Genomic DNA, 14624 nt, shown 5'->3' on the forward strand with positions numbered 1-14624 from the left:
TGGCCTTCTCGAGACAAGTCGCCGTGGATGAGTGGCTTTCAAAAACGCCTGTTTTGCGGTCTCAGTCACGATCAGCACGCGATCTGTTGAATTTCAGCACGAATTAATTCGTATTTCCATTCTGCTCCCGCGCACAAAAATCGAAGCAACGAGGTGCTTATGAACAAATTTGTCGCGTTGAGCGGGCCTGATCTTGATCGGCAAAGCAGCGCGGTTTGAAGGCGTAAAGAGTTGCGGCCGCCGAGATCGCTTGCTCTATGTGCATACAACGTCTCTATAGCGGTCAAAATGCTTAAATTTTAGTCTTTTCCAGTGTTGCGGATATTTTCATCGATCTATCTTGCGGACGCGCTATTTGCGTGCTTGTATAGACAACCTAGGCAGTCATCACAGTTGCCGAGCCTGAAGGCGCAGACAGAGCGCAGGAGAGATTTGCATGATCGTCTTCGACAACGTCACCAAGCAATATGCGGGCGCGGCTACTGCCGTAAACGGTTTGTCCCTGACGGCGCCAAACGGCAAACTGACCGTGTTCGTCGGCCCTTCGGGGTGCGGGAAAACCACATCCTTGCGGATGATCAACAGGTTGATCGTACAATCGTCCGGGTCGATCCTTCTTGACGGCGAACCGACAGATGGCATGGACGTGGCACTGCTGCGTCGTCGTATCGGTTATGTCATCCAGCATGCCGGGCTTTTCCCCCATCGCACCGTTGTTCAGAACATAGCGACCACTGCGCGGCTAAACGGAGCGCCAAAGGAAAAAGCACTGCGCACGGCGCATGAGTTGCTTGAGCGTGTAGGGCTGACCGCCGCCTTTGCCGATCGTTATCCGTGGCAGCTTTCGGGTGGCCAGCAGCAACGCGTCGGCGTTGCACGTGCACTCGCTTCCGATCCCAAATTCATGCTGATGGACGAACCCTTCAGTGCTGTCGATCCCGTCGTTCGCACACAGTTGCAGGACGAATTTCTTCGCTTGCAGCGTGAGATTGGCAAGACCATCATCATGGTGACCCATGATATTGACGAAGCGTTGAAGCTTGGCGATCAGGTTGCTGTTTTGCGTGCCGGCGGAACGCTTGCGCAGATCGCCACTCCAGAAGAATTGCTGGCGCGCCCGGCAGATGCCTTCGTGGCGGACTTTATCGGCCGGGACAGAGGGTATCGCTTCCTGAGTTTCGCCGAATTTGATGGTGCAGTCCCTCTCGGTGCGGAGCCGACAGCCTTGCTCGGCGCAACACCGGACAGCCTTCGTGGCGTTGCAACGGATCGCTGGGTTCTGGTGACTGACGCCGAACATCGTCCGATCGGATGGGCCGATGCGCAGGGTCTCAGGCAGCCACTGCGTGAGGGAGATCTCAATCTCAGCGGTACGCTGGCGCCGGAAGGTAGCAGTTTGCGCCATGTGCTAGATGCAGCGTTGAGTTCGCCCTCCGGCCGCGGGGTCATCGTAGGGTCAACGGGCCAGCTTGTCGGCACCGTCACACTCTCTGATGTCGCCAAAGCCATCGAAGCCGCGCGGGTCGGTCGCTTCGGAGGTCAGCCATGAGGTTTGATTGGCTCTACCGGGAATCCGGGCGGATTTTCGAGCTTTTTATCTGGCATCTCGGCCTTTCGGTCATCCCGGTGGTGATCGGCCTGCTTCTTGCCCTGCCGCTCGGTTGGATTGCGCAGCGGGCCGGTTTATTCCGGTCGACCCTGCTGGGGGTTGCCGGACTTCTTTACACAATTCCGTCGCTTGCGCTGTTCGTACTGCTGCCGCTGGTGCTCGGCACCCGTATACTCGATCCGCTAAACGTCGTCGTCGCGCTGACGATCTACGCGTTGGCGCTTCTGGTGCGAACAGTGAACGATGGTTTGGAATCGGTTTCGCCAGACGTCCTCCAGGCGGCCAATGCCATGGGCTACAGACAGGTTGCGCGTCTGGTGATGGTGGAGCTACCTCTCGCCGTTCCTGTGATTGCCGCCGGATTGCGTGTGGCCGTGGTTTCCAATGTCAGCATCGTTTCCGTTGCGGCACTGGTTGGAACGCCGCAACTTGGTCTGCTCTTCACGCAGGGGCTTCAACTGCGGTTCCTGACGCCGATCATAGCAGGCATCGTACTCTGCGTGCTTCTCGCAGCCTTGCTGGACGGGCTTGTTCTGTTCATTTCACGTCGCCTGACGCCGTGGCAGCCTGGGAGTGCGGCGCGATGATCGAATGGTTTAGCGATCCAGCTCACTGGACAGGGAGTGATGGTGTCATCGTTCTCGTCGGTCAGCATCTGGCTTATAGCTTTGCGGCCCTTTTTCTCGCCTGTCTGATTGGCTTGCCGGTTGGGCTTTATGTGGGACACACGGGACGCGGTGTCGTCTTCATCGCGGGTCTTGCAAATGCGCTGCGCTCCCTTCCAAGCCTCGGCCTGATCGCACTTCTTGTGATTGTTTTTGGCCCCGTTTTCGCATCCGATATGGCTTTTATCGTACCCAGCCTTATCGTGCTCGTGCTTCTGGCCGTGCCGCCGATCATGACTGGCAGTTACGCCGGTATCGCGGCGGTGGATCCCGCTGCGGTGGATGCTGCAAGAGGCATGGGGAAACGTCCGCTCGATATTCTGTTCGATGTGGAACTGCCCTGCGCTCTGCCATTGATCTTTTCCGGTCTGCGCAGCGCCACGCTTCAGATCATCTCGACCGCAACTATCGCCGCTTATGTTTCTCTTGGTGGTCTCGGTCGCCTGATCATCGATGGGCGGGCGCAGAACGATTATTATCAGATGGCCGCAGGTGCCGTTCTCGTCGGTGCGTTGGCCCTGACCGTGGATCTGATCATCGGCGTCATATCGAGGGTCACCGTATCACCAGGGCTGACGCGTCGAGCGAAGCGGTAGAGGTTCTAAAATAACGCGGTTTTCTATTCCACGACTGTTTCAACATAAAGGAGAAGCTCGCATGGCATTCAGGATCATCACTGCCGCCAGCGCATTTGCGCTCATGGCACTTTCCGCTGCTTCGGCATTGGCGCAAAGCAATCCGCTGGCCGCGCCAGCCACTCCGCGAACCGATACGACGACAATCATCGTCGGTTCCGCCGACTTCCCCGAAAGCCAGCTTCTGGCGACGATCTACGCCAAGGCCCTTGCCGCCAAGGGTGTTGCCGTCGAAACGAAGTTGAGCATCGGTAGCCGCGAAGTCTATATCCCTGCGTTGCTGGACGGATCAATCGATCTGTTGCCGGAGTATGCTGGTGCGACGCTGAGCTATCTCGACAAGAACGCCACGGCCCATTCGCCGAGCGATGTGGCCGCAGCGCTCAAGGCGGCTCTGCCGAAAGGCGTCTCGATGCTGACACCCTCCGCAGCACAGGATTCCGATAGCGTGGCTGTGACGCGCGCGACCGCTGACAAATACAAGCTGAAGACGATTGCCGATCTCGCACCCGTAGCCTCGCAGCTCGTACTTGGCGGTCCACCGGAATGGAAAACGCGCAAGGAAGGCATTATCGGTCTGAAGGAACTTTATGGCCTCGAGTTCCAGTCGTTCAAATCGCTTGACGTCGGTGGCCCGCTGACCCTTTCGGCACTCATCAACGGTCAGGTCCATGCTGCAAACCTGTTCTCGACCGATCCGGCCATCGCTGCAAACGATCTCATCGTGCTTGAAGACGTCAAGAACCTCTTTCCCGCCCAGAACATCGTACCAGTGATTGCCACACCGAAAGTTAGCGACGTTGTGACAAGCACTCTCGATGCTGTTTCTGCCGCCCTGACGACGAAAGATCTCGTCGTTATGAACGGTCGTCTGGCCAATCACGACAGTTTCGATGTCGTGGCGGGCGACTGGCTGGCCGAACACAAATTGAACTGAATCCATCGGCAAAGGGCGTGGCATTGCCCCGCCCTTTGCCGACAACCCTGCGTATTGGTGACGTCATAGCTATGGATCACGACAGAAAGATTTTCCGGGAAGTGATGCCGCCGATATCTGAGGACGCTCGTGACGCGCAGGGCACCGAAGACCAGAGTTCACCACTCTATGTAAAGCTGAAGGACTATGTCCGCAGTCGCGTCGAGGCGGGTGAGTGGAAGATCGGTCAACGTGTTCCATCGGAAAACGAACTGGTCGATATTCTCGGTGTCAGCCGTATGACGGCCAACCGCGCTTTGCGTGAGCTGGCCGACGAAGGGCTTGTGGTGCGTGTACGCGGCAAAGGTTCGTTCGTTGCGTCCAAGAAGCGCACATCGCAGTTCCAGAGCGTACCCAACATTGCCGAAGAAATAACACGCAACGGCGGTGTTCACAGCGCGCGGGTCATACTTCTTCAAATCGAAACCTGCGATCCAGATCTTGCCGAAGCGCTCGCTGTTCCGGCTGGCAGCCTTGCTGCGCACTCGATCATTGTGCATGCGGAAGACGGCGTGCCGATGCAAATCGAGGATCGTTTCGTCAATTCGGACTGCGCGCCCGATTACATCAAACAGGATTTCAACCTCGTAACACCCAACGGTTATCTCACGCGAGTGGCACCGATCGTGAAAGCCGAGCAGCATATCGAGGCGGTCAGCGCACAGCCCTGGGAATGCAAGCTGCTGGCGATTTCCAAGACGGAACCATGCCTGCTCGTGCGTCGTCGCACATGGTCGACAAAGGGGATCGTGTCTTCTGTCCGCCTCCTTTATCCCGGCAGCCGCTATCGTCTTTACAGCAGTAATTGAGACACGGGCCAACGCCGGCAGTATTCAAAATGGAAAATTCCCGCTCCTCGCAGCCGTTTCTGCATCATAGGAAAACGTCATGACTGTTCTACTGGATGATGGATTGAGTTGGCGCGATGTGGCCCATATCGGCAAGGGCGAGGCACTGCGTGTGTCAGACGCGGCCTATCTGCGGATTGACCGGGCGAGCCAGATCGTTGACAGCATCGTCGAAAGCGGTGTGCGTGCCTATGGCATCAATACCGGGGTCGGTGCACTGTCGGACACTGTGGTGGATCGCACCGCGCAGGGTCGGCTGTCGCGCTCCATTATTCTCAGCCATGCCTGCGGTGTCGGCCCGTTGTTGGATCCTCGCGAAGTTCGGGCAATCATGGCGGCGCAGATCGCCAATTTCGCCCATGGGCACTCCGGTGTCCGACGCGAGATCGTCTCGCATCTGTCGACGTTTCTGGAACAGGATTGTATTCCCGACGTGCCGTCCCGCGGATCGGCGGGCTATCTGGTGCACAACGCGCATGTTGCGCTTGTTCTGATCGGAGAGGGCCAGGCCCGGCTCGGCGGGCGCGTTATGAGTGGACGAGATGCCCTGGCGGCAATGGGACTTCAACCCATCGTGCTGGGTGCCAAGGAAGGGCTGAGCCTCGTCAATGGTACAGCCTGTGCGACCGGTCTTTCCTGCATGGCACTCGCGCGGGCCAATCACCTGCTAGATTGGGCCGATGCCATAGCGGCGCTGACGCTTGAAGCAGCAGGCTGCCAGATCGACGCTTTTGACGAGACGGTTCTCGCGCTGCGTCCCTCGACGGGAATCGCGGCCGTCGGGGCCGCTCTGCGATCCCGGCTTGAAGGCAGTGGGCTGGTTGCCGCCGCTCATGGCAGGCGGACACAGGACGCGCTAAGCCTGCGTGCCGTGCCGCATGCGCATGGTGCTGCACGCGACATCTTCGATGCCTGCGCCTCCATCGTTGACCGAGAGCTCGCCTCCGTCACCGACAATCCCGCGATCCTTGGCACGCCCGAGCAGCCCATCGTCTCGTCGGAGGCCCATGCCGTTGCCCCGGCATTGGGGCAGGCGGCAGACAGTCTCGCCATCGCCATTGCACAGATTGCGTCCATGAGCGAGCGCCGTATCGACAGGCTGGTCAATCCTCTGGTGAGTGGTCTGCCGCCATTTCTGGCGACCGATGCCGGAAGCCATTCAGGTTTCATGATCGCGCAATATACGGCCGTAGCCCTTGTCGGCGATAGCAGACGTCTTTCCGCGCCTGCCTCCACAGATGGAGGGCTGACATCGGGATTACAGGAGGATTTCCTCTCTCATCCCACGGCAGCCGCCAACAAGCTGCTCGCGGTTCTCGACAATGCAGAATATATTCTGGCCATCGAATGGATGGCCGGGGTGCAGGCCCATGATTTCCTGGAAAATGTTGCCGGGCGGGCAGCCGGAACAAATGCGGTCTACAATCTGCTTCGCGAGCACCTCCAGCCCTATTCGGATGACCGGCCCCTGTCTGCGGACATGGAAAAGGCAAGGCTGCTCCTGCGTGATTTCTCGCCACCGGATATGTGATTGAAAGCCGTAAGGCTCGTGCCTTACATGGTGAAAGGCAGATCGATACCCTTGGCGCGGATGAAGGGCAGGCCTTTGCGCCGTGCAGTCCAGCCGATAACGTGAAGGCTCCGGGCGGCCGGTTCATGCCGTTGCGCAAGCATCCAGGATTTGCAGTCGATCGCGGCAATGTCCGCCCGGCCCTCGGCCACTGCGATGACGGAAGCGCGGTGCGCACCGGTTTCGAGACAATTTTCAAACAGATCGAGGCCCGCGCCTTCTGCTTCCAGATCGCGTTTCAAGCTGAGATAGCCGGATAATGACTTGTGCTCGTTGAATGCCAGTATTTTCCCGCTAAGAAATCCTTTCGGCAAAGCGGCCTCACCGGTTTTCGAAGGTTCAGCACCCTCTCCACCGTCTGCTATGCGGGCAATGATGGCGCTGGAATAGAACTCGCCTGCACCACCCTTGATGCCATTATAATCGCTCTGTCCAATCACCTGCACATGATCCTGCAGGCCAAACTCCATTGGGCCCCAGCAGGTGCCGGATATCAGCAGAGCCGGATGCCGCCAGAGCACCGCAAGATCCAATGCATCGGGATCGAGCGTGGCAGGGTCTGCGGCAATGATGGCGCCGTCCTTTCCACGAATACCTCCCGGAACCGCCGGCATATCGCCGTTGCGTCTGGTGAGGCCTTTGGGAGCGTCGATACCCTCTGCTAAAAAACGGGTGCGCATATCGGCCCACAGCTTGTCCGTCTCATTGCGCAGTTCGGGCCAGTCATACATTGGTAGTGCCGCGATCCATGTCACGATGGAATTTCCAGTCTCACGTCTTGTTCCTGCATCGCATGGTCAGAAAAAATCAGAGCGGCAGGCACGACGGGTGACGCGATTAAAACTTGCTCGTCCCGTCTCAAGACAGGATGCGCCACCGGTTCCTTGGCCTTGAAGGCGAAAGCGCGGAACACCTCGAAATAATTGCTGAACACATATCCGTCATTCATCTTCTGCCACTCCGCCCGCCTCTCGCTGTAGAGGGAGGGCAACTTATACCAGGCGGCTGTCGGCATTTTGTGATGCACGAAATGCAGGTTGTTATAGAGAAACAGTGGAGCCAGGATGGAGTTTTCAACAATGATCGTTCTCCCATCCGGCTGTTCGGACCATTGATGTTCGCAGTAGGAGCGAATGGCAATGATGGATATGCCCAGATAGGCCGCCACACTGACGTAGAGCCAGATTGGAACGCCGAAAATCAGGGATATGACCAGCAGTGTCGGAACAAGTCCGGCCAGATGCAGGGTCCAGGCATAGATCACTCGCCGATCACCCTGCGCGATCTTGCGCCATTCGGATATCGTGAAACCAACAACCATCAGCGGAGGACCGATGACCAGACGCCCGATGAACGTATTGTTCCATCCCAGCAGGACCTTGAGGAACGACGGCATCTTTTGCCAGTCGCCCATAGCCCGGTAATAGCTTTCCGGATCGTCGAATGGGTCGGTCAGACGCTCGTCTGCATGGTGTTGCAGATGCGTGCGCTTGTAACTGCGATAGGGGTAGAAAATCCCGAGCGGCAGAAAGACCAAAGCTTCGTTCAGTCGTGCATTGCGCGTGGGGTGCCCATGCAGAACCTCGTGCTGGAGCGAGGAGTGCAGGGCAACTGCAATGCCCATGAGCACCAGAGAAACGATTGGAAACATCGGATACAGAAAATATCCCGCGAAAATCCAGAGACCGTAACAGACCGCCAACAGCGAGACTGTTGGCCATTCAATTCGGTCACGCGTTCTTCTGCGGCGCACGCCAGTCAGCCGCGCCGTCTTCTTTGCCAATATGTCTGTCATTTCATACTCTTGATGCCCCTGTCACCGTAGGGTCGCATCAGTCTCAGCCAGCCACAACGGGTTTATGGTGACCAACTGTTGATTTTGATAACAGTTTAAGGATTATGGTGATAATTATAAACAAACGGGTGAATTATGGACAAACGCGCGCTCGCAGAGTTGTTTCGTGCCCGCCTGATCCAGCTGGTGAACAGGTCAGAAGACAGCCAGGCGTCTTTTGCCGCCGCCATTGGCATTGATCGATCAGCACTTTCGCAATTGCTTTCCGGTGATTCGGCGCGGCTTCCGCGTGTGGAGACGCTGCTGAATATCGCCGAGCGACATTCCGTCTCGCTCGACTGGCTACTCGGTCTTTCCCATGATCAGGGGTTGATGGGGGAATTGCGGCCAAGTTTCGAGATCGAGGAGGGCGGTGCTGATTATACGGATACGCTGTTGATGAAGTGGCATGCGGAAGCTGCAGGCACCAAAATCCGTTATGTTCCGGCACGCATTCCCGATCTGCTTCGCACACCCGAGATCATCGCTTTCGAGGCCATGGGCGCGCATCAGAGTGTGATGGCGCAGGCCAGCGAAACGGCGTTTCGACTCGATTATAATCGCCAGCCTGGTACCGACATGGAAGTTTGCATGCCGCTCGAAACGCTGCAAGCTTTTGCGCAGGGGCGCGGTATGTGGAGCGGTTTGGACCGCGAGACACGTGCCGAACAACTCAAACATATGTCGGGACTTATCAGCGAGCTATACCCATCATTCCGGCTGTTTCTGTTCAATGAAAAAGAACGCTTTTCCGTGCCCTATACGATCTTCGGTTCGCAACGGGCAGCACTTTTCGTCGGCGCCATGTATCTTGTGCTCAACAACGCTGAAGCCATCCGTAAGATGCAACGTCACTTCGACGAGCTGATACGTTTTACCCGCATTCATGCCCATGAAACCGCGGATTTCGTTATGAATTTGGAAGTCGCTTAGTCCTGTGACGGGTACCAGCTTTCGCACATCATCGAACCTGCTTGCTACGTGGCGATATGGTCGGGATTGAACAGGAGAGGAAGGCCGCCATGGCCTCTAAATAACGACCTCCTCCACAAACCGGATCTTTTGTAACGGCGCCAGAAAAAGCCCGGCAGTGCCGGGCTGTAATCTATGATGTTACTTCGGCCGAAAACGCGGATTTGATCAGTGTTTTGGTATATTCAGCCGCCGGCCGCTCGAATATCGCGTCCGTTTCTCCCTCTTCGACAATCTTCCCGTTTCTCATCACGATGACATAATCCGAAATGGCCTTGATGACAGAGAGGTCGTGGCTGATGAAGATGTAGGAAAGGTTGTGCGTTTTCTGCAAATTACGCAAGAGGTCGATAACTTGTCCTTGAATGGATCGGTCCAGCGCCGATGTAGGTTCATCGAGAATGACGACATCTGGTTTGAGGATGATCGCGCGGGCAATTGCGATACGCTGACGTTGCCCGCCTGAAAACTCGTGCGGGTAGCGGTTGCGGGCGGCGGGATCGAGGCCGACTTCTTTCAGCGCTTCTATTGCTCGCTCGTCGCGCTGCGCGCGGCTGAGCTGTGGGTCGTGCACAAAGAGACCCTCAGTGATGATCTCTCCAACAGTCTGCCTTGGCGAAAGAGATCCATACGGATCCTGGAACACAAGCTGCAGCTGCCGCCGCAATGGCCTCATTGCCGTTCGGCCAAGTCCGGTGATTTCCGTCTTGCCGAAGAAAATGCGGCCCTCTGCAGTGACAAGGCGCAGAAGCGCGCGACCGAGCGTGGACTTGCCTGATCCGGATTCACCGACGATGCCGATGGTCTGCCCTTGATGAAGGCTGACATTAACGCCGTCCACGGCCCTGAAAGCCCGTGACTTCGACAGGAAGGCGCCCGGGATCACATAATCGATCGTGACGTTCTGGCCAGCGAGAACGACCGGCGCTTCTTTGCCGACCGGCGGCTTGTGGCCGCTGGGTTCGGCATCGAGAAGCATCCTCGTATAGTCCGCCTGCGGGCGCTCGAAGATCTCTTCCGTCGGACCGGTTTCAACGATCTCGCCTCGGCGCATAACCGCAACACGATCGGCAAAATGCCTGACGACACCGAGATCGTGCGTTATCAGCACCACGGCCATGCCGAAGCGCTGCTGCAACGACTTCAGAAGATCGAGGATCTGCGCCTGGATTGTCACGTCGAGCGCGGTGGTTGGCTCATCCGCGATCAGAATATCCGGCTCGTTTGCCAGCGCCATGGCGATCATGACGCGTTGGCGCTGGCCGCCTGAAAGCTCATGCGGGTAGCTGTCGATGCGCCGCTCCGGGTCCGGAATACCGACAAGTTTCAGGAGTTCGAGAACGCGTGCCCTCGCTTCCTTCTTGCTGCCGCCCCGGTGATGGACGATTGGCTCGGCGATCTGCGCGCCGATCCTGTAAAGCGGATCGAGCGAGGTCATCGGCTCCTGGAAAATCATGGTGATTTTCGCGCCACGGATTTTGTTCAGCTCGTTGACCGGCAAGCCTACCAACTCGCGTCCACGATATTGCGCCGAGCCTTGGATGACGCCGTTGGAAGACAAGAGGCCCATGATGCCCATCATGGTCTGGCTTTTGCCGGAGCCGGATTCCCCGACGACAGCGAGCGTTTCACCCTGCTTTACGTGGAGATCGACACCTTTGACGGCGTTGACGGTGCCGTCTGGCGTAGTGAAATCGACCTTGAGATTGCGGACGGTGAGAATGTTTTCAGATGTCGTATTCATGTCAACGATCCTTGGGATCGAGTGCATCACGCAATCCGTCGCCTACGAAGTTCAGCGAAAAAAGCGTCAGCACGAAGAAGATTGCCGGGAATATCAGCAGCCACGGGGCCGACTGAATATTGTTGGCGCCTTCGGAAATGAGCGCACCCCAACTCGTGAGTGGTGCCTGAACACCAAGCCCCAGGAAGGAGAGAAAGCTTTCAAGAAGTATGACCTTCGGGACAACGACCGTCACGAACACGACCACGGGACCGATGGTGTTGGGGATGATGTGACGGCGGATGATCTGCCAGTCGCTCAAACCCAAGGCCTGAGCTGCCGCCACAAATTCCCGCCGTTTCAAGGCAAGCGTCTGGCCACGCACGATACGCGCCATATCCAGCCACTCCACTGCGCCAATGACAAGGAAGATCAGGATGAAGCTACGCCCGAAGAAAACCACGAGAACCACGACCAGGAAGACGAAGGGCAGCGAATAGAGGATCTCGACGAAACGCATCATTACATTGTCGACCCGCCCGCCGATGTAACCCGCCGTAGCGCCGTAAAGCACGCCGATGCCGAGCGAAACGAGGCTGGCGAGAACGCCGACGGCAATGGAGATCTGGCCGCCCAGCATCACGCGAGCCAGCATGTCGCGACCGTTTGAATCTGTACCGAAGAAGAAGTATTCGCGATTGACATCGCCTTCCAACTTCAGCGTTCGACCATCATCTTCCGTAGCAACGACTTTCGTGTTTTCGAATTCGTTGGCGCGGTCGAAATAACGTGTCGTGCGCGGGTCAATCGGGCTGCTGGAGGTAACCGTTGCCGTGAAGGTCTGCCCTTCGACGGCAAACTCCTTCAGTTCGACGCGCGCACGGCCTGCCACACCTTCCATGACGCTCTGGAGGTTGTTCACGTCCGGGCGCGGCTCGAGGCTTGGCGCGACGGAGACGTAGGACGAAAACACCTGATCATAGGTGTGTGAAAGGAAATGCGGGCCGATAAACGAGAAAAGTGTGATCAGCACAAGCATGATGGAGCCAGCCATGGCGGCCTTGTTTCGTCTGAAACGCAGGGCTGCAAGCTGGAACAGGCTTCGGCTTTTCACCGATGGCTGAGGGGCGATATTGCCGGAGATATCAGTCATGTCTGACCCTCGGATCGAGCAGGCCGTAGAGAATATCGACCACGAGATTGAACAGGATGACGAAAATGGCGATGAGAACGACCGTTCCCATGACCAGCGTGTAGTCACGATTGATGGCGCCAAGAACGAAGTAGCGGCCGACACCGGGAATGGTGAAGATCGTCTCGATGACCGCCGAGCCCGTCAGCAGCGCTGCGGCGCAAGGCGCAAGATATGAAACGACCGGCAGCATCGCCGCGCGCATGGCGTGAATCACCACGACGCTGCGAGCCGGGAGGCCATAGGCCCTGGCGGTGCGGATATGGTCCATGCGCAGAGCCTCGATCATTGCACCGCGCGTCAGACGCGCGATGACCGCGAGCTGCGGCAAGGCGAGCGCGATCATCGGAAGAATGAGATAGCGTAGCGACCCATCACCCCAGCTACCTGCGGGCAGAAGCCCCAGCAACACGGCGAAGATAAGCGTGAGGACAGGTGCGACGACGAAGTTCGGCACGGTGATACCGATGGTCGAAATGGACATGATGGAGAAATCGAAGGTGCTATTCTGCCTGAGTGCGGCAAAGGTGCCGGCAAGAATACCGCCGACCAACGCCAGCAAAAGAGCATAGCAACCGAGCTCCAGCGAATAGGGCAGGCCTTTGCCGATCAACTGGGCGACGGTGTTGTCCTTGTAGATGTAGCTCGGACCGAAATCGCCGGTGGCGGCGTTGCCGAGATAGATGAGATACTGGCGCCACAATGGCTCATCCAGATGATAGGTTCTCATCAGGTTTTCCATGGTTTGCGGGGGCAGGGGCCGCTCGAGGTTGAACGGACCGCCCGGTGCGAAACGCATCAGGAAAAACGAAATCGTGACGACGATGAACAATGTCGGCACGGCGCTCGCCAAACGGCGCAGGATAAATGAAATCATGATTTTCAGGCTCCGACATGGCACGGTGGTTTCGGCCACCGTGCCAGCACTGCTTATTCGGAAACGCTCAGGAAGCGGCTGAGGTGTTCGTTAGCAGCATTGTCTTCCCAACCCTTCACGCGGTTGGAAACCAGCCACAGGTCCGCCTGTGTGAGAAGCGGAGCAACCGGCTGTTCCTTCATGAGGATGGTTTCTGCCTCGTGCAACAGTTTGGAGCGAGCAGCAGGATCCTTTTCGTCATAGGACTTCTGCATCAGCGCATCATATTCGGCATTATTGAACTTCGAGTAGTTGAAGGTCTTGTTGGAGGATACCGAAAGGGCGAGGAAGTTTTCCGCATCCGCATAGTCGGCAACCCAGCCTGCACGCGCAACGTTGTACTTGCCGCCTTCCTGCAGGTAGCCGTAATGCGAGGCGACGTCGAGGTTCACCAGTGACACTTTGGCGCCAAAGGTGTTTTTCCACATATCCGCAATAGCGGTGGCAACGCGCTCATGGTTCGGGTTTGTGTTGTAGCGAATTTCAACGGAAAGCGGCTTGCCACCCTCGCCGTAACCGGCTTCCTTCATGAGTTTGACGGCTTCGTCTTCACGATCGAGTTGCGACAGCGTCGCAAACTCTGCTTTCGCAGGCTCACCGTAGGAGTCCATGCCCGGAGGAACCATGGAGTAGGCGGGAACCTGCGAACCGCTGTAGATTTCCTTGGCGAGGAAATCGCGGTCGACTGCCATGGACAGGGCTTGACGGACGCGGACATCGTTATACGGCGCTTCACGCGTGTCGAAGGTATAGTAGTATGTCGCAAGCGTCGGCGAAACGTGAACCTGTTCGCCATAGGCCTTGCGCAGGCGGTCGATCTGGTCCGCGGAAAAGTTGTAGGCGAGGTCCATTTCCTTGGCTTCGAAACGACGAACGGATGCGGCCTGGTCGTCGATCGGGTAGAAGATGACCTTGTCGATCTTGGTGTTCGATGCGTCCCAGAAGTTGGTGTTCTTGACCACCGTCAAGCTGTCATTGGGAACATGCGCTTCAAGCTTGTAAGCACCGTTCGACACCATGACGCCCGGCTTTACGAAGTTGGTTCCGTTCTTGTCAAAGCTTGCCTTCGAGATCGGCAGAGCTGTCTGGTGGGCAAGGAGTTCAAGGAAGAACGGTGTTGAGCGCTCGAGTGTGATCTCAAGGGTCTTGTCATCCACGGCCTTGACGCCAAGCTGGTCAACCGAAGTTTCACCCTTGTTTATTTTCTCGGCGTTCTTGATCGGATAAAGAATATTCGCATATTTTGCTGCGGTCTTCGGGTCTTCGACGCGCTGATAGGAGAAAACAAAATCTCCAGCCGTTACCGGAGTGCCATCCGACCACTTCGCATCTGCACGCAGTTTGAACGTGTAGACGGTACCATCCTCAGACAGCGTCCAGCTTTCCGCCGTACCGGGAACGATCTTGCCGGCAGCATCGTAAATGGTGAGACCTTCATAAAGGTCTTTGAGGATAAAGGCTTCGATATTGATCGAGGTCTGTGCCTGATCGAGCGTCTGAGGCTCCCCGGAATTGCCGCGGTGAAGAACTGTTTCTGCAAGTGCGGAACTTGCGCCAATCAGAAGCGATCCTACCAGCAGCGTGGCGCGAGTTGTTGTTTTTATCGACATAATTTCCCTCCCGTGAAGAGTGTGAGTCTACAAACAAGGCCAAATTGCTCCGAAGGGCAACCACAATAAATTGT

13 protein-coding genes are annotated in these 14624 nt (G+C 57.1%); 7 read left to right on the forward strand and 6 right to left on the reverse strand.

The annotated features are described in order from the left end of the window. The first annotated feature begins 436 nt into the window (after window positions 1–436). The 6 genes from ACQZ6D_RS20730 (at window position 437) to ACQZ6D_RS20755 (ending at window position 6264) form a co-directional block, all read left to right on the forward strand. The gene (locus tag ACQZ6D_RS20730) at window positions 437–1549 is read left to right on the forward strand and encodes an ABC transporter ATP-binding protein (RefSeq protein ID WP_019566835.1); all 1113 of its coding nucleotides are present in this window, start codon (window positions 437–439) and stop codon (window positions 1547–1549) included. Further along, window positions 1546–2196 carry an ABC transporter permease gene (locus ACQZ6D_RS20735; RefSeq protein ID WP_019566836.1) on the forward strand — a complete coding sequence of 217 codons (651 nt, stop codon included), beginning with the start codon at window positions 1546–1548 and terminating at the stop codon, window positions 2194–2196. The genes ACQZ6D_RS20730 and ACQZ6D_RS20735 overlap by 4 nt, the downstream gene beginning before the upstream one ends. Continuing rightward, window positions 2193–2870 (forward strand): ABC transporter permease, encoded by a 678-nt coding sequence (locus ACQZ6D_RS20740; protein WP_003518330.1) that lies wholly within the window; start codon window positions 2193–2195, stop codon window positions 2868–2870. Before ACQZ6D_RS20735 ends, ACQZ6D_RS20740 begins: the two co-directional genes overlap by 4 nt. 61 nt (window positions 2871–2931) lie before the next feature. Then, a complete protein-coding gene (locus ACQZ6D_RS20745) occupies window positions 2932–3846 on the forward strand; it encodes an ABC transporter substrate-binding protein (protein WP_003518329.1) in 915 nt (304 codons plus the stop codon). Between the two features lie 104 nt (window positions 3847–3950). Then, on the forward strand, window positions 3951–4694 hold the full coding sequence (hutC, locus tag ACQZ6D_RS20750) for a histidine utilization repressor (RefSeq protein ID WP_076845313.1): 744 nt from the start codon (window positions 3951–3953) through the stop codon (window positions 4692–4694). 79 nt (window positions 4695–4773) lie between these two features. Then, window positions 4774–6264 carry an HAL/PAL/TAL family ammonia-lyase gene (locus tag ACQZ6D_RS20755; protein ID WP_065705719.1) on the forward strand — a complete coding sequence of 497 codons (1491 nt, stop codon included), beginning with the start codon at window positions 4774–4776 and terminating at the stop codon, window positions 6262–6264. 23 nt (window positions 6265–6287) lie between these two features. On the opposite strand, the gene ACQZ6D_RS20760 is transcribed toward ACQZ6D_RS20755, so the two are convergent. Beyond that, complete coding sequence (locus ACQZ6D_RS20760) at window positions 6288–7034, reverse strand: phosphate/phosphite/phosphonate ABC transporter substrate-binding protein (protein WP_065705721.1); 747 nt, start codon at window positions 7032–7034, stop codon at window positions 6288–6290. A 20-nt stretch (window positions 7035–7054) separates the two neighbouring features. Continuing rightward, window positions 7055–8098 carry a fatty acid desaturase gene (locus tag ACQZ6D_RS20765; RefSeq protein WP_112673747.1) on the reverse strand — a complete coding sequence of 348 codons (1044 nt, stop codon included), beginning with the start codon at window positions 8096–8098 and terminating at the stop codon, window positions 7055–7057. 135 nt (window positions 8099–8233) lie between these two features. Here ACQZ6D_RS20765 and ACQZ6D_RS20770 point away from each other — a divergent pair, with 135 nt between their 5' ends. After that, a complete protein-coding gene (locus ACQZ6D_RS20770; protein WP_448730110.1) occupies window positions 8234–9070 on the forward strand; it encodes a helix-turn-helix domain-containing protein in 837 nt (278 codons plus the stop codon). Window positions 9071–9242: 172 nt separating this feature from the next. Here ACQZ6D_RS20770 and ACQZ6D_RS20775 read toward each other — a convergent pair whose 3' ends face one another. Genes ACQZ6D_RS20775 through ACQZ6D_RS20790 form a run of 4 tightly spaced genes read right to left on the reverse strand, consistent with a single transcriptional unit; the run spans window position 9243 to window position 14550 of the window. Continuing rightward, window positions 9243–10853 carry an ABC transporter ATP-binding protein gene (locus ACQZ6D_RS20775; protein WP_038494790.1) on the reverse strand — a complete coding sequence of 537 codons (1611 nt, stop codon included), beginning with the start codon at window positions 10851–10853 and terminating at the stop codon, window positions 9243–9245. 1 nt (window position 10854) lies between these two features. Continuing rightward, window positions 10855–11985, reverse strand: coding sequence for an ABC transporter permease (locus ACQZ6D_RS20780; RefSeq protein WP_003518322.1), 1131 nt, complete (start codon window positions 11983–11985; stop codon window positions 10855–10857). Then, window positions 11978–12901: an oligopeptide ABC transporter permease OppB gene (gene oppB / locus ACQZ6D_RS20785; RefSeq protein WP_003518321.1), complete on the reverse strand. Its 924-nt coding sequence runs from the start codon at window positions 12899–12901 to the stop codon at window positions 11978–11980. Before oppB ends, ACQZ6D_RS20780 begins: the two co-directional genes overlap by 8 nt. A gap of 53 nt (window positions 12902–12954) precedes the next feature. Next, window positions 12955–14550 (reverse strand): peptide ABC transporter substrate-binding protein, encoded by a 1596-nt coding sequence (locus ACQZ6D_RS20790; protein ID WP_003518320.1) that lies wholly within the window; start codon window positions 14548–14550, stop codon window positions 12955–12957. Window positions 14551–14624 lie beyond the last annotated feature (74 nt).

This window comes from Agrobacterium sp. 22-3639C2, from assembly GCF_053522105.1.